We start from the raw sequence: 17,218 nt of genomic DNA on the forward strand, positions 1-17,218 counted from the left end.
CCAGCGGGAGGGAGCAACCGTTGCTGTCGTGCCGGTTCACTTCGGGCTGGTGTGGACACAGCGCGCCGACAGGCCTCGCGTGTCCTCGGAGCGGAATTTCTTCAGGTGCACCTGCGTGGCGCCCTCGCACTCCGCATGGACGAACCCCGTCTCCAGGCCACTCGCGGAGAGGGATTCCACACGCAGCTCGCCGTCTCCCAGAGCGCCCAACGCCGTCGCCGCCCCTTGAATGTCCACGTTGGCGGCGTTCATGCGCGCCAGGGTGTCCGATAGCAGGCCCACGTACCCGCACGTCTCCAGCTTCGCGCCCCGCAGTGACACGCGGGCATTCTGCGCCGCGAGGACACACGCCCCCTGTGCATCGCGCACCACGACGCCCTCCACGTCCGCTTCGACCTGACGCAGGTGCAGGCCATCCCCGGTGACACCGTCCGCCGTGTGCACCCGGCGAATGTCCACGTCACGAAGCCGTATCTTTCCACGCAGCGCCATCACCCCGTACTCGGCGGCGCCGTCCACCCGAACGCCCTGGACGTCCAGGTCCCCGCCCGAGAACTGAAGCCCGCCGTAGGCGCCGCTGTCCCGCACCACGATGTCCCGGAGCCGGACGCGTGACATCAACAGTCCCATGCCGGCCCGAATGGCCCGCACCGACGTGAAGCGGTGCACGTCGAGCCTGCGTGCTTGCATGGCGGACACGCCGTACTCGTGCCCCGTCACGGAGACCTCATCCAGGATGAGGGTGCCGTCCATCACCGAGAAAGCCGCCGCCTGCCCACCTTCCGCGGTGGAGCGCCGCACCTCGGCGTACGCACCGTCCACGCCGACCGCCGTCGCGGCACCCGTGAACTGAAGGTCCTCCAACGTGGCCCGCACGTCCGCGCCGCGCAGCCGCACGGCTCGACGGTAGGGGCCGGTGAAGGTGCTCCCTCGGATGTGGGCCTCCACGAGGGCTCCGGCATGTCTCGGGCCTTCCTGCTTCGCTCCAGCCCCCGTGGCGGCCTCGCTGTCGTGAGGTACGTGCATGGATCCGTCCGTGTTCGACAGCACCTCGGGCTTGGACGAGGCGCCGCGCGGTGCCGATTGCTCGCCGCCCTCCGGAGATTTTGCCCGTCCGCTTTCCAGCAACACCCCCACCATGGCCGCTGGCGCCGCCTCGAACCGGCTGTCCTCCACATCCAGCCGCCCGGCCTCCACACGCACCGCTCCCGTCACCTGCCCGCTGAAGCCCACTCGCGCCAGCCGGACATGGCCGCCGTCCGTGACCTCCAACCCCCAGAGTCCACCCTGAACGACCAAGCCCGACAATTCCACACCCCCACCCACCTGAATGACCGTGCGAGCAGCGCCCGCTGCCTGCAGCACCACCCCCGGCCCCTGCCCCTCCACCCGAACTCCGGGTGGGATCAGGAACGGCCCTGTGTAGCGCCCCGGGGCTACCCGCACGGTCCGGGCTCCGGGCCGCGCCAGTGCCTCGCCGAGCTGGCGCAGCGGGCGCTCACGCGAGCCGTCGCCAGGCTCCGCGCCAGCCGCGTCCACCCAGAGGGTGCCGGGGGGCAGGGACGACGCGGCTGGTTGCGCCTCGTGATGCGGAGTGCTCCGACAGGCGCTGGCGAGCAGCAGGATCAAAGGCAGGAAGGTTCGAAAACGCACGCAAGCAAGCATCCTAGCGCCTTCCCGCCAGGGCTCACGCGCTCGCGATCAGCACCCCTTCGCAAGTGATCAATATTCCAAAGACTTTCTTCAAAATACGATCACACACAGCTTTTTCCAATTCACCGTGGATGGGTCGCAGTGATGTATCGGAAGCGACGCTCCACGCTCTTCCTACGCCCGGTGTTTCAGAGGGCCAACTTTTCGTCTGGAGGCCGATTTTCCGGCTCCAAACCGCAGCCGGCATTGACAGGGAAAAGAGCGATTTGTTACCACCAGCCGGGTTAAAGCACTTCAAGGCCAGACAACGGACGGAGGGGCGTAATGACCAAGGCAGAACTCGTCGAGGTGGTGGCGGCGCAGACACGTCTCACCAAGAAGTCGGCGGCGCAGATCCTCGACATCGTCTTCACCAATATCGGTAAGGCGGTGAAGAAAGACGCCCGCTTCAGCTATCCCGGCTTTGGAACCTGGTCGGTTCGGTCGCGCAAGGCTCGCAAGATTCGCAACCCCCAGACCAACGAGATGATGAAGCTCAAGGCGTCGAAGACGATCGGCTTCCGGCCCGCCAAGGAGCTGAAGAACTCCCTCTAGGCCATCGCCAGGGATTTCGCTCAGGGGCGCTCACCCGAAAGGGGGCGCCCCTGTTGCATTGCGGGCTAGCGGCTTCCGGGTCCACGAGCCACCGACGGCACGGGCTCTGGAGGCGGCTCCGCGTCCCCCAGCGCCTCCAGCGGGTCCATGGGCCGGCCGTCACGCCACAGCTCGAAGTGGAGGTGGACGCCGGTGGCCAGCCCTGTCTCCCCGGCCAGCCCCACGGCGTTGCCTCGCTCCAGGACCTCGCCGGGGTCCACCAGCACGCGGGACAGGTGGCTGTAGCGCGTCACCCAGCGCCCCTCATGCTGGACCTCCACCTGGAGGCCATGGTCGCCATTGTGGCCCGCGCGCAGCACCACGCCCTTGTCCGCCGTGTAGATGGGCTGGCCCTGCGTCGCGGCCAGGTCGACGCCCAGGTGGCGCCGGTGCACGCCTGTCACGGGGTGCCAGCGGTAACCGAAGAGGCTGGTGACGGACACCGGCTCCACCGGCCAGGAGAAGCGCGGAAGCGCCTCCTCGGCCGGCTCGGGCGGCTGCTCCAGGCGGCGCAGCTCGGCGGTGCGCACCGCCAGTCGGCCCACGCGCAACACCACCGCCTCGGCCAGCGGGGCCGGCATGTCGCCATAGGTGAAGCCGTCCCGCTCCAGTTCGGCCTCCAGGACGCTCTGGGCCTGCAGCAAATCACCCGAGCCGACGCGCGGCGCCGCGGGACGCGACAGGAAGCCGTCCAATGCGAAGGTCACCTGCTCCCAATTCTCCACCTGGGCGGCGGGCATCGTCCCGCCTCGCGCCACCTGCTGACGAAGGTCCTGTGCTCGCGACGCGAAGGCGGCGAGCACGGCATGCAGCTCCGGAGCCGTCTCCGGCGCGGGCGGTCGCACTCGAAGGGGCGCGGGCGCTGCATCTGGCGCGCGGGATTGCGAAGCCGAGGTGGCGTAGAGCTCCTCGAAACTCATCTTCGGCTCCGCGCCACGGGTAGCGCAGGCACAAGCTGTGGCGAAGGCGAGGAGGCTGAGGCGGCGCACGGCGGTGCGAGCCTACCATGGCCCGCCCGGAGCGCTCCTTCCCCACCCCGTGTGCGCGCCCAGGGATGTCCACGGACGCGCGTTTCACCCAAGGCTGTGCTCAACCCACGGCGCGGCGGATGCGCTGCAGGGCTTCATCGATGTCGGCAGCGGACACATCCAGGTGGGTGACGAGGCGCAGCGTCCGGGGAGCACCCGCGGGGTTCGTCAGGACCCCGTGCTGCTCCAGTCGCGTCACCATCTCCAGAGCGGACCGGGAGAACTCCGCGAAGACCATGTTGGTCTCCACCCGCGAGGCGTCCACCTTCACGCCGGGCAGCTCTGCCAGCCCCGCGGCCAGCCGGCGGGCGTTCGCATGGTCGTCCGCCAGCCGCTCGACATGGTGCTCCAGTGCATGCAGCGCGGCCGCCGCCAGGATGCCTGCCTGCCGCATGCCACCGCCCAGCCGCTTGCGCAGCCGGCGCGCCTCGCGAATGACGTCCGCGCGCCCCGCCAGGGCCGAGCCCACCGGAGCGCCCAGGCCCTTCGAGAAACACACGGACGTCGTGTCCGTCAGCGCGGCCCAGGCGGACACCGGCACGCCCAGGGCGACACCGGCGTTGAAGAGCCTGGCTCCATCCAGGTGGACGGCCAGCCCCGCCTTGCGCGCCGCTTCCACAACGGCTCGGAAGCGCTCCACCGGCCATACCGAACCCCCACCCCGGTTGTGCGTGTTCTCCAGCGACAGCAGGCGCGTACGCGGGTTGTGGATGTTGTCCTCGCGCACGGCCGCGCTCACGTCCTCCGGCGACAGCAGACCGCGCTGTCCTGGCAGCGGCTGCGGCTGCACGCCCCACAAGGCGGGAACCGCGCCCCCTTCGTAGTGGAGGATGTGGCTGCCTGCTTCGGTGAGCACCTCGTCGCCCGCCCGGCAATGCGCGCCGATGGCCAGTTGGTTGGCCTGCGTCCCCGAGGGCACGAAGACGGCGGCCTCCAAGCCGAGCCGTTCAGCCACCCGTGCCTCCAGACGGAGCACGGTGGGGTCTTCGCCATAAACGTCATCCCCCACTTCGGCTTCGGCGATGGCGCGCCGCATGGCGGCCGTGGGCTGGGTGACGGTGTCGGAACGGAAGTCGATGCGCTTCATGAATCTCCCCGAATGGGTGCGTCCAACCGGTGCTTGGGCTCGCAGCCGGTGTGACATACAACGGCGCCGTGCCTGGACGTGAGACAGTCGCCGAGAAGCGAAAGCGCGCGTTGCTGGTGATGGACCGCCTGGCCGCGGACATGCCGGATGCCCGCATCGAGCTGGACTATCGGACGCCCCTGGAGCTGCTGGTGGCCGTCATCCTCTCCGCGCAGTGCACGGACAAGCGCGTCAACATGGTGACGCCGGCTCTCTTCCAGCGCTTCTCCAACGCCCAGGCCTATGCGGAAGCAGAACCGTCGGACGTGGAGCCCTTCATCCGCACCTGCGGCTTGTACCGCGCCAAGGCGAAGAACATCGTCGCGGCCGCCCGGTCGCTGGTGCAGGAGCACGCCGGGCAGGTCCCCTTGAAGCGGGACGCGCTGGAGAAGCTGCCAGGCGTGGGCCGCAAGACAGCGGGCGTGGTGTGCATCCACCTGGGAGGCGACGTGGCCTTCCCCGTGGACACGCACGTGAAGCGGCTCGCCTTCCGGCTCGGGTTCACCACGAAGGCGGACCCGGACAAGGTGGAAGCCGACATGCAGGCCGTGCTGCCGTCGGAGCGGTGGGCCCTGGGCCACCAGCTCCTGGTGTGGCACGGGCGGCGGACCTGCTTTGCCCGCTCGCCCGCGTGTGAGCGCTGCGTCGTCGCGGACCTGTGCCCGAAGAAGGGCGTGAAGGTCCAGAAGGACGCCGGCGCTACGGAGACGCCGGCGCGCTCACCTCGCGCTCGCGCGAAGTCTTGAGGCGCTTCATCCGCTTGCGGATGAACTCGCGCTTCAGGGACGAGATGTGGTCCACGAAGACAGTGCCGTTGAGATGGTCCGTCTCGTGCTGCACCGCGATGGACAGCAGCCCGTCACAGCGCAGCGTCTGCTCCTGACCGTCCGGGTCCAGGAACTTCACGGTGACCACGGCGGCCCGGTCGACATCCGCGGCCTCGCCAGGGATGGACAGGCAACCCTCGTTGTAGGTCGTGTCGCCTTCCATGGCGATGATCTCCGGATTGATCATCGCAATGGGCTTCAGCTCCGGCTGGCTGTGCGTGGTGTCCAGCACGATGACGCGCTGGAGCACGCCGATTTGCGGGGCGGCCAGGCCCACGCCTTCAGCGGAGTACATCGTTTCGAACATGTCCTTCACCAGCGTGCGGGTGGAGTCATCCACCTTCGCCACCGGCTTGGCCTTCTGCTTCAGGACAGGGTCGGGCCAGATGAGGATCTCACGGACCATGGACGCCGTCTTAATCTCACCGGAGCGGACGGGCAACCGCTCCGGGTGAGCCGCCCTGCACTCCCGGGAGGCCGTCCGTCCGACGGGCGTCAGTCGAGCAGGCTCCGGGCGTACTCCGCGCGCAGCCGGTCGTCTCCTAGGGCCTGGGCGGCCTCGGCGAGCACGGTGCGAATCTGCTGCGCTCGGTGCTGGAGCGCCGGGTCGGGATGTCCCGCGAAGCGCAGCGGGTGGAACTCGGCGGCCAGCAGCTCGTAGGCGCGTTTGACCTCCTCGCCCCCCGCCGAGCGGGCCAGCCCCAGCACCGCGAAGTAGTCCGCGTCTTGAATCTCCTCGAACTTGGCTTCCAGGCGCCGGACGTCCAGCTCCGGCGGCAGGTCGCCCGCGTCTTCATCCGTGGCGGGCTCCAGCGAGACGAGCCCCAGCGTCCGCGCCACCGCGAGCGACTTCAAGGCCGAGTCCTGCGGCAGCCCCGCGCCCAGGAGCAGCGCCTCCAGCGTGTGCTCTCCGTCCACCTGGGACAGGAGCTGGAGGTCCCGCGAAGGCAGGCCGAAGTCATCCGGGGCCAGGTGGATGTCGCCGCGGGTGACGCGCGCGCGCAGGCTCCCGGCGGCCTCCAGCAGGGATTCGGAGGTGAGGGTGTTGCGCAGGGCCTCGGCCAACAGGTGCAGCGGTGGACGCGTGGCGGCGGCGAGCGCCACCTCGTGCGGCGCCGGCTCCGGCACCAGGCGGTAGAGCGTCGAGGGCTCCGCCAGCGCGTCCAGGAAGACCTGCTCGGTGTAGCGCTGAACCAGGGGCACGGCTTCGGACTCCCGCAGGTAGCCACGTCCCCGCAGTGCGTCCAGCAGCGCGGCCGTGGTGGCGCTGCGCACCAGCCGCAGCTCGCCTTCCTGCCGCGCGTCGATGAGCCCGTCCGCGCGGGCCCGGTCGACCAACGACTCCCCCTGCGCGGAGGAGACGGCCCCCACAAGCGCCCCGTCCCGCAGCCAGAGGACGCGCAGGGCGTTCATCACCTTCAGCTCCAACCGCATCTCCATGCGGGCCTCGCAGAGCCGGAGCACCAGCTTCGTCAGGCCGTCCTGGGTGACGCTGCCACTGCGGGCCACAGCCAGCTCGGGTCTGCCGGGAGGAGCTTCCAGGGGAAGCATGGATGCTCGGGCCTGGGCGGCGGCTTCCTCCGCGTCTCGGAGCGCGCGCTCCTCCAGCTCCAGGCGCTCGCGTTCGGAGCGGGCCCGCTGTTCGGCGGACTCGGTGCGCAGTGCCTCCAGGGATTGCTCGAGGGACTCACGTGCTTCACGCTCTTTCGCCAGGTTTTCTCGGACCTGCTGGTGCTCCAGGCGGAGCTCGGCGAGCTCCTCGGAGATTCGGGTGTTCTCCGCGAGGAGCCGGGACTCGGACTCGCTGCGGGCGCGGGACTCTTCTTCGAGCCGGGACTCCAGCGTCGTGCGCTGCGTTGCCTCCGCGTCCAGGCGGACTTCGAGGGCCGTTCGGTGGCGGCCTTCGGCCTTCGCGCGAGCGGTCGCTTCGGCTTCGGCCTGGGCGGATTGCTGGACGCGAGCTTCGGCCTCGGCACGGCGCTTCGCCTCGGCTTCGGCTCGGGCCTCCGCCTCCTCGGCGGACTTCAGGGCGGCTTCGGCGCGGGCTTCCGCTTCGCGCCGTGCCCGGGCCTCGGCTTCGGCCTGGGCGGCGGCGGTGACGCGGTGTTCTTCTTCCGTACGGGCACGTGCCTTCTCGGCGGCGAGGGACTCTCCTTCTCGCCGGGCCTGTGCTTCTGCTTCGGCGCGCTGCTGGGCCTCCTGCTCGGCGCGAGCTTCCGCTTCAGCACGGGCCTGCGCTTCGCGCTCGGCGCGGGCTTCGGCTTCCGCGCGGGCCTGCGCTTCACGTTCGGCTCGGGCTTCGGCTTCCGCGCGGCGCTCCGCCTCCGCGGTAGCCTGTGCTTCCGCCTTCTCGCGAGCCTGGGTCTCCGCCTTCGCTAGCACCTCGGCTTCGACGCGCAACGTGGCCTCGTGCTCGGCACGCGCCTCGGCGGCGGCTCGCGCCTCGGATTCACGGGAAGCACGCGTGTCCGCATCGGTTCGCGAGGACGCCTCGCTCTCCGCACGGACCTCGATTGCCGCACGCAACTTCGCCTCGCGCACGGCGCGGGCCTCTATTTCGGACCGTGCGGCGACCTCTGCTTCGGCGCGGGCCTCGGCTGCGACTCGCGCCTCGGCCTCGGTTTCCGCGCGGGCTTCGGCTTCGCGTCGCGCGACGGCCTCACTTTCGGCTCGGGCCTCCGCGGCTTGCCGTGCGGCGGCTTCGCTCTCGGCTCGGGCCTCCGCGGCTTTCAGCGCGACGGCCGAAAGCTCAGCTCGAGCCCCGTCGTCCTTCAATGCGGCAGCCGCGCTCTCAGCTCGGGCTTCGGCTTCTTGCAATGCGGCTACTGCGCGCTCAACTCGGGCTTCGGCTTCTTGCAATGCGGCTACTGCGCTCTCAGCTCGGGCTTCGGCTTCTTGCAATGCGGCTACTGCGCTCTCAGCCCGGGCCTCGGCTTCTTGCAATGCGGCTACTGCGCGCTCCGCTCGGGCCTCGGCTTCTTTCAGCGCAGCTGTCGCGCGCTCAGCGTGGGCTTCGGCCTCAAGTCGTGCAGCGGCGTCTTGCTCCGCTCGGGCTTCGGCCTCCGCCCGGGCCGCAGCCTCGCGGTCAGCCTGCGCCTCTGCGTTTGCACGTAGCTCCGCTTCTTGCTGAGCCCGGGCTTCCGCCTTCTCCGCGCGGGCCTCTGCGTTTGCGCGGGCCTCCGCTTCCTGTCCGGTGCGAGCATCAGACTCAGAGGTGATGCGGGCTTCCGCCTCCTGGCGAGCCAACGCCTCGGCTTCAGCACGCGCTTCAGCTTCCACGCGCGCCGTTGCCTCAATCTCGGCCCGGGCTTCTGCCTCGGCACGCGCCGTGGCTTCAATCTCGGCTCGGGCTTCTGCCTCGGCACGCGCCGTGGCGATGGACTCCAGACGCGCCTCGGCGTCCACGCGAGCCGCGGACTCAATCTCCGCCCGGGCATCCGCCTCAGCCAGAGCCGTCGCGACCGATTCCAACCGGGCGTCGGCTTCGGCGCGCGCCGTGGCCTCAATCTCCGCTCGCGCGGAGGCCTCGGCAAGCGCCGCCTCTGCTGACGCCAGCCGTGCTTCGGCATCCACGCGGGCCGCGGATTCAATCTCGGCTCGGGCCTCGGCCTCGGCCAGCGCCGTGGCCACGGACTCCACACGGGCACCCGCACCGAGCTCCGCCTGCACACGCGCCTCGGCGTCTGCCAGGGCCCGAGCAATCCGTTCCGATTGGGCTTCCGCCTCCGCCAACGCACGCGCCGCCAGCTCCGCACGTGCCTCTGCCTCCGCCTGTGCACGCGCCGCCAGCTCCGCGCGTGCCTCTACTTCCTCAAGGGCTCGCGACAGGCTCTGCGCACGCGTGTCCGCTTCGAGCCGCGCCTGGGCCTCCACCTCGGCGCGGGCCTCCGCGGCCTCGCGGGCACGGGCCTCCGCGTCGATGCGCGCTTCCGACACCGCGGTCAGGTCCTCGGCGGACTCGACCCGGCTCTCCGCGGCCTGACGCGCCTTGGACTCCGACTCGGCGCGGGCCTCCGAAACGACTCGCCCCGCCGCCTCTGACTCCAGGCGCGCTTCAAGCGCCTGCAAGGCCTGCGTGCTCGCCGCGGCGCGAAGCTCCGCTGCCTCACGGGCCTGCGTCTCGGCCTCCGCGCGGGCCTCCGCGTCGATGGCCCGCAGCTCCGCCTCCGCGCAGGCATCCTCGAACCGGCGGACCTGGGCCTCGACCTCGGCGGTGAGCGTCTCCGCTTCCTCGCGGAGCCGGACTTGCGCTTCCAACTCCTCGCGCAGCGCCGCGAGGTCGCCAGTCTCCTGCGCGTCGCCCGCCAGGGCCGCCCTGGCGGCGCCCCTGGACGAAGGCGACTCCCGCTGACGGAGCCCTTCCAGCGCCGCTTCGGCTTCCGCCCGCAGCAAGGACTCCCGCGAACGCTCCTCTTCTTCCGCCGCGAGCCGCTCCTGGAGCCCCTGGACCTGCTGCTCGAGTTCGCGGCGCAGCGCAGCTTCCCGCTCCAGCGCCTCGGTGACAGCGCTCACACGCGCGTGAGCTTCCTCGAGCTGGCGCTCCGCCTCCTCCTGCTGAGCCTGCCACTGCGCCATCAGCGCGGGGACCGCGAAGCTTCCGGCGCCTGGGGCGGGCGTCTCGACGACGGGCGGCGCCTCTGGCGCGGGGCTCGACGCCTCCGCGTCCGAGTCGAACCAATCCTCCCCGATGCTGCGAGGCTGCTCCTTCGGCGTCTCGGTGGACTCCGCGTCGAACCAGTCATCCCCCACGCCCGACGCCTGCGGCGCCTCGTCATCCTGGGACTGGGCTGACGCGGCTTTCAGCTCCGCCTCCAGCAACTCCCAGTTGGACGCGGAGACCGCCGCCGCGTCCGACTCCTCAGCGGCCTGTCCCGGCTCCGACGTGCCCGCGGGCTCACCGAGCGCCGCCTCCGTGCCCCACGTGTCTTCCGTCTCCGATGACGGCGCTTGCGGCTCGGCGTCCGCCGTCTGCTCGGGCTCCGTGGACGGCGCCTCACCGGATACATCGCCCGCCCCATCCGCCCCCGAGCCCACGCGCCCCGCGTGCTCCATCTCGGGGTCCGGAGGCAGCTCCGTCCAGGGCGAGCCCTCCGTGCTCACGGAGTCGAAGGAGGGCCCGCCGCGCATCGCGGCCAGCTCCGCCTCCGCCGCGGAGAGGGCATCCCCCGCCGGGGCCTCCGGCGTGTCGACGTCGAAGAACCCCTCATCACCCAACCGAGGCGCCAGGGCCGCCGTGCGCATCGACGGCTGAGAAACAGCCTCCTCCGTCCAGGCCAGCTGTCCCACTGGCGGCGCATCCTCGGCCGGCGCGGCGTCCTCTCCCTCAAGCCCTGCGGACGCTCCCTGCGCGTCGCCTCCGGCCGGCTCACCGTCCACCGCCGAGCCCCAGTCCTGCCCCTGTGAAGACTCGCCCCACCCATCCGCAGAGTCCGGAGCCAGCGCCGAGTCGATGGAGGCCATCGCCTGGGCTTCCACCTCCAGGTGCGCCCGCTCCATGGCGGTGTCCAGGTCGCGCGTGCTCTGACGCTCGCGTTGCTGCGCCGCCTCGTGGGCGGAGCGCTCCGCGTCCGTCATCGCCGCCAGCTCCCAGTCCGTCTGGTGCAGCGGCGCCAAATCCCCGAAGAGCGCATTCGCCAGCGCGGGGTCGCCCGCCACCGAGGGTGGCGGGGTCGCGTGCCAGGACTCCGTCTCCGCCCCCGTGGCCTCCGAGACACCTCCACCCGACAGAGGCCGCTCCCGGTTCTCCACCACGTGCCAGGCGTCCGCATCCGCGGGAGCCTTGACCAGCGAATCCACCAGCTCGACGAAGGCCGCCCCTTCCAGAGGCAGCTGGGCCACGGGGGCGCTGAAGCCGGGGATGGACTCGCCCAGGAGCAGCACCCGGGCCGACTTGCCATCCGGATGCTGGAGCAACTCCTCCAGCACGAGGTGGCCCCGGCCACTCTCCACGCCGGGCGCGAGCACGAGCAGCACGGGCAGGTGGTGCCCGTACGCAATGAGGGCATCCGCGGCGGAGGTGGCGAGGATGACCTCGTAGCCTTCACGCGTGAGCAGGCGCCGCACGGCGGCGATATTGGCGATGTCGTCGTGGACGAGAAGAACCGGTGCGCCCATGGGGGGGCACCGAGTCTACAGCATGGCCCCCGGATCCACGTCGATCACGACCTTCACCGTGGAAGGAACATCGACCAGGGCCGCTTCCAGCCGGGCGAGCAGCGGGGCAAGCGCCGTATGCGTTGGCCCCTTCAAGAGGAGCTGCCAGCGCGTCTTGCCACGGATGCGGGAGATGGGCGCCAGGGCCGGCCCCAGCATGCGGACCCCGGCGGACGCAGGGGGCATGTGCCGGGAGACGAGGTTCCCCAGGGAGCGCGCCACACTGGCCGTCTGTTCGGGGTGCTCCCCCTCCAGGCGGACGGCGGCCATGCGTGAATAGGGAGGGTAGGCCAGCGCCTTGCGCCACTCCAGTTCTTGATTGGCGAAGCCGTCGAAGTCATGGGCCAGCACGCGCCGGACCGGCTCCGCGTCCGGATTGTAGGTCTGCACCAGCACCCGGCCCGGGTCCTTGCCCCGGCCCGCGCGGCCGGACACCTGGGTGAGCAAATGGAAGGTGCGCTCGGCGGCACGGAAGTCCGGGATGGAAAGGGACGTGTCCGCCATGACGACACACACCAGCGTCACGCCCGGAAAGTCGTGCCCCTTGGCCACCATCTGCGTGCCCACCAGGACATCCAGTTCCCGGCGCGCGAACGAGGCCAGCATCTCCGTCAGCCGCTCGGCGCTGCTGGCCGAGTCCCGGTCCAACCGGGCGACGCGCGCGGTGGGGATGCGCTCCAGCACCTCCGCCTCCACACGCTCGGTGCCGATGCCCAGCTTGAGCATGGGGCCCGTGCACTCCAGACACTGCTCCGGCACCGGCATGGCCAGGCCGCAGTAGTGGCACACCACCCGGTTCTGCGAGCGGTGGTGCGTGAGGCACACGTCACACTCGCTGCACTTGAGCGACAGGCCGCACACCTCGCACAGGAGGACGGTGCTGTGGCCCCGGCGGTTGAGGAAGAGGATGACCTGCTGCCCGCGGCCAATCGTCTCCGCCATCGCCGCCAGCAATGGAGGACTGAGGATGGGCGCCTCTTCCGTCACCACGCCCTCGCGCGGACGCTCCACGCGCAGGTCCACCAGCTCGATGGTGGGCATGGGCCGGTCATCCACGCGGTGCTTCAGCTCCAGTAGCTGGTAGCGCCCGCGCTTCACGTTCTCCAGCGTCTCCAGCGCGGGCGTGGCCGAGCCCAGCACCACCACCGCGCCGGCCTGCTTGCCGCGCACGACGGCCAGGTCGCGCGCCTGGTAGCGCAGCTTCTCCTCCTGCTTGAAGGACGGGTCGTGCTCCTCGTCCACGACGATGAGCCCCAGGTTGTCCACCGGCGCGAACACCGCCGAGCGCACGCCCACGGCAATCTTCACGTCGCCGCGGCGCAGCGCCTGCCAGTGGAAGAGCCGCTCCCGGTCCTTCAACGCCGAGTGAAGCACCGCCACCTCCGCGCCGAAGCGGCTGCGGAAGCGGCCGACCAGCTGCGGCGTCAGCGCGATTTCCGGCACCAGGATGAGGCTGCCCTTCCCCAGCGACAGCGCATGCTCGGCCGCGCGCAGGTACACCTCCGTCTTCCCGCTGCCGGTGACGCCGTGCAGGAGGAAGGGCTGGAAGGTGGCCGCGTCCAGGGCCGCGCGCAGCACCACGCCCGCCGCGTCCTGCTCCGGCGTCAGGTGGTCCGGACGGCCTTGAATCAGGCCCTCCTTCACGCTGGCCTCCACCGTCTTCTCCTCCAGCCGGGCGAAGCCGCGCGTGGCCAGCTTCTTTAGCGTCTCGCGCGCGCCAGGAATCGCGTGGGCGACCTCTTCCAACGGCGCGCTGCCTCCCACGGCCAGCAGATACGCGAGCGCGGCGGACTGGGCGGGCGCGCGCGACAGCTCCGGCGGCACCTCGTTGACGAGCGCCACCGCGAAGTGCTGCACGTCCGGCCTGGCTTCCTTCTCCTCCACGGCCTTCGACAGGCCGGGCGGCAGCGCGCCGCGAATCACCTCACCCAGCGGATAGCGGTAGTGCACGGCCGCGAAGCGCAGCAGCGCGATGAGGTCCTTGGGCAAGGACGGCGAGTCCTCCAGCACGCGCTGGACGGCCTTGAGCCGCACCTTCTCGCCAGTCGGCGGAGACGCAGGCCCCAGGTAGAAGCCCAGCGCCGTGCCCCGGCCGAAGGGCACCAGCACGCGCTGCCCCGGCTCCAGGCGGCCCGCCAGTTCGTCCGGCAGGGTGTAGGTGAACTCGCCCCGGACGGGGCGGCCAACGGCGATGGAGGCCAGGACGGGAGTGCTCACTTCGGCGCGCACTGTAGCGGCGGCGGCGGGCTCGGACAGTTCCCGGCGGCTTTTCACACCGGAGGTGCGCACCGCCCTGGAACCCCGCGTCGTGGGGGCCTTCGCGGGCGCCGCGTCCGCCCCGCTCCACAAGGGTCGCTGTTCCATGTCACTCCCTTCAACCACCACCCCGGCCCCATCCGTCCTGCTACCGGGGTCCACAGTGCGCGAAGGGTCTGACATTCCCCGCCGGGTCCCGCCCATGGGACGGAACCCGGAGTGTCAGGAGGCCACTTCCGGGCTCAGGCCCCGGTGACCTTCTTCCACGAAGGACGGCTCCGGACGCGCTCCCACCAGGCCGCCACGTTCGGGTGCTTGCCGACGAGCTCCGCGCCGCCCGCGGCGACGAAGAAGTCCATGTAGGGCATCCACGTCACCTCGGCGAGCGAGAAGCTGTCTCCCGCCAGGTACTGCTGCTTGCCCAGCACCGGCTCGATGATGCCGAAGACGCGCTCGACACCCTGCAGGCCCTCGCTGATGCGCGCCTCGTCCGGCGTGCCGCCGCCCATCAACTTCTTGAAGAGGCGCTCCCAGATGACCTTCATCGCGGCGGGCGAGAAGTAACACTGCTCCACGCTGATGAACTGCTCCATGCGCGCGTACGCATGCACGTCGGACGGCGTCAGCGAGGGCCCCGGCAGCTTGCGGTCCAGATAGCGGATGATGGCGCGCGACTCGTAGAGCCGGAAGCCGTCATCGTCCTCGAAGGCGGGGATGACGCCGAAGGGGTGGAGCGCCAGGTGCGCGGGGCTCTTCTGCTCCCCCTTCGTGAGGTCGACGAGGACGAGCTCCGCCTCCTGGCCCTTCTCCGCCAGGGTGGTGAGGACCGAACGCGTGGCAGTGCTCATCGGGAGGCCGTACACCTTCATGGGACATTCCTCTGCGTGGCGGGCCGGGGAAAGTCCCGGCCAGGCGGGGCCAGACTCTTCATGGCCGCCGCCAGCGCCGCAAGGAATTCAGGAAAGTGGCGGCATTGACTACAGGGTGAAGAGTGAGTCGGGCAGGCTGGCCCGGTTGTCCCCCTTCAAGGCGGTGAAGCGCAGGTTGCGCTGACCGCCGCGCCACACCTCGATGGTGCGGGGCAGCCACTCCCCCGTGGCGGGCGAGTTGTAGTCCAGGAAGCGGACGTCCCAGGCCGTCCCCGACGCGTCCGAGTAACGCAACCGGGCCGGGCGGAAGGAGTCCTTGTAGACCCAGAACTGCGGGCGGCCCTCGGCCATGTCGCCGATGACGTAGGCCACCTCACCGCCGAAGCGCGCCAGTCCGGTGCGCCCCGTCTCGATGCCCAGGTTCTGGAGGTGGCGAATCACCGCTTCCTTCAGCTCCTGCACGTTGCCGCTGCCCGTGGCGAGCAGCGGGCACACCTGCGCGACGAGCGCCGACATGGAGGGAATCTCGGTCCCCTGCACGCGACGGCGGCCACCCGACTGGACCACCGCGGACTGGGCGTTGCCGTCGGGCACGGAGGCCTCGAAGCGGCAGCGGCCGGGCACGCGGATGGACAGCACGCCGTCACCCTGCACCTCCGGGCGGTCCGTGGGCGTCCCCAGCGCGGCGCCGGCCTCCTTGACGGCCGGACCTCCGAAGCTGAGGGAGCCTTCCACGCGCAACGTGGACAGCCTCAGCTCGGCGCGCTCCGCCGACATGCGGCGGATGATGGAGCTGCCGGGCAGCACGTAGGCCGCCGCGGCGAAGGAGACCAGGACAGCGAGGAGTGCAACGGTGCGCTTCACGGCTTCTCCGTCTTCACGACTTCACGCATGTACTCGAGCAGCCCGGCACGCAGGTCCGGACGCTTGAGCGCGTAGGCGATGTTGGCCTTCAGGTACCCCACCTTGTCGCCCGCGTCATAGCGCTGACCCTTGAAGCGGTAGCCGAGCAGCCCCTTCGACTGCTGGAGCGTGGCCAGGCCATCGGTGAGCTGGATTTCACCGCCCACACCCGGCGTCTGGTTCTCCAGGATGGGGAAGATGTCGGGCGGCAGCACATAGCGGCCGATGACGGCGAGGTTGGAGGGCGCGGTGCCCTTCTTCGGCTTCTCCACGATGCGGTCGATGCGCATGACGCCATCCCCCAGGTCCGTGCCCGCGGCGATGCCGTACATGTGCGTCTCACTCTCCGGCACCTCCATGAGCGCGATGACCGCCTGGTTGTACTGGCGGTACACGCGAGCGAGCTGGCGGATTCCCGGCTCCTCGGCGTCAATCATGTCGTCGCCCAGCAGCACGCCGAAGGGCTCGTCGCCGACGACGCTCTTGGCGCACAGCACCGCGTGGCCCAGTCCCTTGGGCTCCTTCTGACGGATGCTGACGACGCGCACGAGGTCCGCGATGGCGCGCAGCTTGTCGGCCTCGGCCTCCTTGCCGCGCGCACGCAGCGTCGTCTCCAGTTCGAAACCGATGTCGAAGTGGTCCTCGATGGCGCCCTTGCCGCGGCCGTTGATGAGGACGACATCCTCGATGCCTGCGGATACCGCCTCTTCCACGATGTACTGGAGCGTCGGCGTATCGACGATAGGCAGCATCTCCTTGGGAACCGCCTTGGTCGCCGGCAGGAAGCGCGTGCCCAGGCCGGCTGCCGGGATGACACACTTGCGGATGAGGGGCTCTACCTTCGAGGTTTTGGAGGCCATGAGGGCTGGGAATCTATTGATGGCCCCTGACCCCATCAAGCCGGATAGGATGGACTTGTCATGTTGCTCCGCGCCTTGGTGCTGATTGCCCTTTGTGTGTCCACTACCGCTCTGGCGCAGCCCGCCGAGGACCTTCGCGATGTCATGAGCGCACGCGCCTATGGCATGGGCGGCGCCTACCGGGCCCTGGGGCTGGGCACGGATGCCATCATGGGCAATCCAGCGGCGATGGTCCTCTACCCGTCCTACCGGGTTGAAGGCACCGGTGCGTGGGATACGCGGCAGAAGGAAGGGTTGCTGGGCGTCTCCGTCATCGACGCCGCCACGAGCCGCCTGGGGATGGGCGTGGACTACCACTGGGTGAGCGTGGGGCGCGGCGGCGCGCGCGCCAGCGCCCACCTCAGCTCGATGGGCGTGGGACTGCCCATCAGTCAGGCGCTCATGCTCGGCGCCACGGTGCGATATCTGCGCATGAGCGGCCAGTCGCGGTTCGCCAACTCCGTCACCGGCGACGCGGGCTTGATACTCCGGTTGTCGCCGTCACTGATGGCGGGCTTCTCCGCGCACAACATCGTGGACACTGGCAATGAGGAGCTGACGCGCTACTACTCGGCGCACGTCGGGGTGATGACGGGGCTGCTGACGCTCGCAGGCGACGTGCGCGCGGACTTCACGACGAACGACACCAGGACGTTCACGTACCACGGCGGTCTGGAGTACATCCTGGGCGAGCTGTTCCCGGTGCGCGTGGGCTACTCCTACGACGGCTTCACGCGGACGTCGCAAGTCAGCACGGGGCTCGGCTTCATGTCCGAGGGCGGAGGCGGCCTGGACTTCGGCTACCGCCACGACCTGGGCGGCCCCAAGGGGCGCATGCTGGCGCTCACCATCAAGCTGAACATGAACTGAG

Annotated in this window: 12 protein-coding genes; 3 read left to right on the plus strand and 9 right to left on the minus strand. The window is 70.3% G+C overall.

All coding sequences use genetic code 11. The features are described 5' to 3' along the window. Positions 1-36: 36 nt before the first annotated feature. Positions 37-1,653 (minus strand): right-handed parallel beta-helix repeat-containing protein, encoded by a 1,617-nt coding sequence (locus BLU09_RS01180; RefSeq protein ID WP_244171336.1) that lies wholly within the window; start codon positions 1,651-1,653, stop codon positions 37-39. A gap of 324 nt (positions 1,654-1,977) precedes the next feature. Here BLU09_RS01180 and BLU09_RS01185 point away from each other — a divergent pair, with 324 nt between their 5' ends. Continuing rightward, the gene (locus BLU09_RS01185; protein WP_002635502.1) at positions 1,978-2,247 is read left to right on the plus strand and encodes an HU family DNA-binding protein; all 270 of its coding nucleotides are present in this window, start codon (positions 1,978-1,980) and stop codon (positions 2,245-2,247) included. 65 nt (positions 2,248-2,312) lie between these two features. On the opposite strand, the gene BLU09_RS01190 is transcribed toward BLU09_RS01185, so the two are convergent. Next, positions 2,313-3,275, minus strand: coding sequence for a M23 family metallopeptidase (locus BLU09_RS01190; protein WP_090484487.1), 963 nt, complete (start codon positions 3,273-3,275; stop codon positions 2,313-2,315). Positions 3,276-3,375: 100 nt separating this feature from the next. Further along, positions 3,376-4,401: a low-specificity L-threonine aldolase gene (gene ltaE, locus BLU09_RS01195; RefSeq protein ID WP_090484489.1), complete on the minus strand. Its 1,026-nt coding sequence runs from the start codon at positions 4,399-4,401 to the stop codon at positions 3,376-3,378. A 68-nt stretch (positions 4,402-4,469) separates the two neighbouring features. Between ltaE and nth the strand changes: the two genes are divergently transcribed. After that, positions 4,470-5,186, plus strand: a complete 717-nt coding sequence (gene nth / locus BLU09_RS01200; RefSeq protein WP_255508565.1) for an endonuclease III — start codon at positions 4,470-4,472, stop codon at positions 5,184-5,186. Here the strand turns inward: nth and def are convergent. The 6 genes from def to galU all read right to left on the minus strand — a co-directional run bounded on the left by def (position 5,140) and on the right by galU (position 16,308). Further along, complete coding sequence (gene def, locus BLU09_RS01205) at positions 5,140-5,673, minus strand: peptide deformylase (protein ID WP_090484493.1); 534 nt, start codon at positions 5,671-5,673, stop codon at positions 5,140-5,142. The genes nth and def overlap by 47 nt on opposite strands. An 89-nt stretch (positions 5,674-5,762) precedes the next feature. After that, positions 5,763-11,381, minus strand: a complete 5,619-nt coding sequence (locus BLU09_RS01210; protein ID WP_090484495.1) for a DnaJ domain-containing protein — start codon at positions 11,379-11,381, stop codon at positions 5,763-5,765. Between the two features lie 15 nt (positions 11,382-11,396). Continuing rightward, positions 11,397-13,784, minus strand: a complete 2,388-nt coding sequence (priA, locus tag BLU09_RS01215; protein ID WP_090484497.1) for a replication restart helicase PriA — start codon at positions 13,782-13,784, stop codon at positions 11,397-11,399. Between the two features lie 134 nt (positions 13,785-13,918). Next, positions 13,919-14,545 (minus strand): glutathione S-transferase family protein, encoded by a 627-nt coding sequence (locus BLU09_RS01220; RefSeq protein ID WP_090484499.1) that lies wholly within the window; start codon positions 14,543-14,545, stop codon positions 13,919-13,921. Between the two features lie 108 nt (positions 14,546-14,653). Beyond that, complete coding sequence (locus BLU09_RS01225; protein ID WP_090484501.1) at positions 14,654-15,409, minus strand: hypothetical protein; 756 nt, start codon at positions 15,407-15,409, stop codon at positions 14,654-14,656. Further along, the gene (galU, locus tag BLU09_RS01230) at positions 15,406-16,308 is read right to left on the minus strand and encodes a UTP--glucose-1-phosphate uridylyltransferase GalU (RefSeq protein ID WP_090484503.1); all 903 of its coding nucleotides are present in this window, start codon (positions 16,306-16,308) and stop codon (positions 15,406-15,408) included. Before galU ends, BLU09_RS01225 begins: the two co-directional genes overlap by 4 nt. 60 nt (positions 16,309-16,368) lie before the next feature. On the opposite strand from galU, the gene BLU09_RS01235 reads away from it, so the two are divergent. Then, positions 16,369-17,217 (plus strand): PorV/PorQ family protein, encoded by an 849-nt coding sequence (locus BLU09_RS01235; RefSeq protein ID WP_090484505.1) that lies wholly within the window; start codon positions 16,369-16,371, stop codon positions 17,215-17,217. Position 17,218 lies beyond the last annotated feature (1 nt).

The organism is Myxococcus virescens (assembly GCF_900101905.1).
Classification (GTDB): Bacteria; Myxococcota; Myxococcia; order Myxococcales; family Myxococcaceae; genus Myxococcus; species Myxococcus virescens.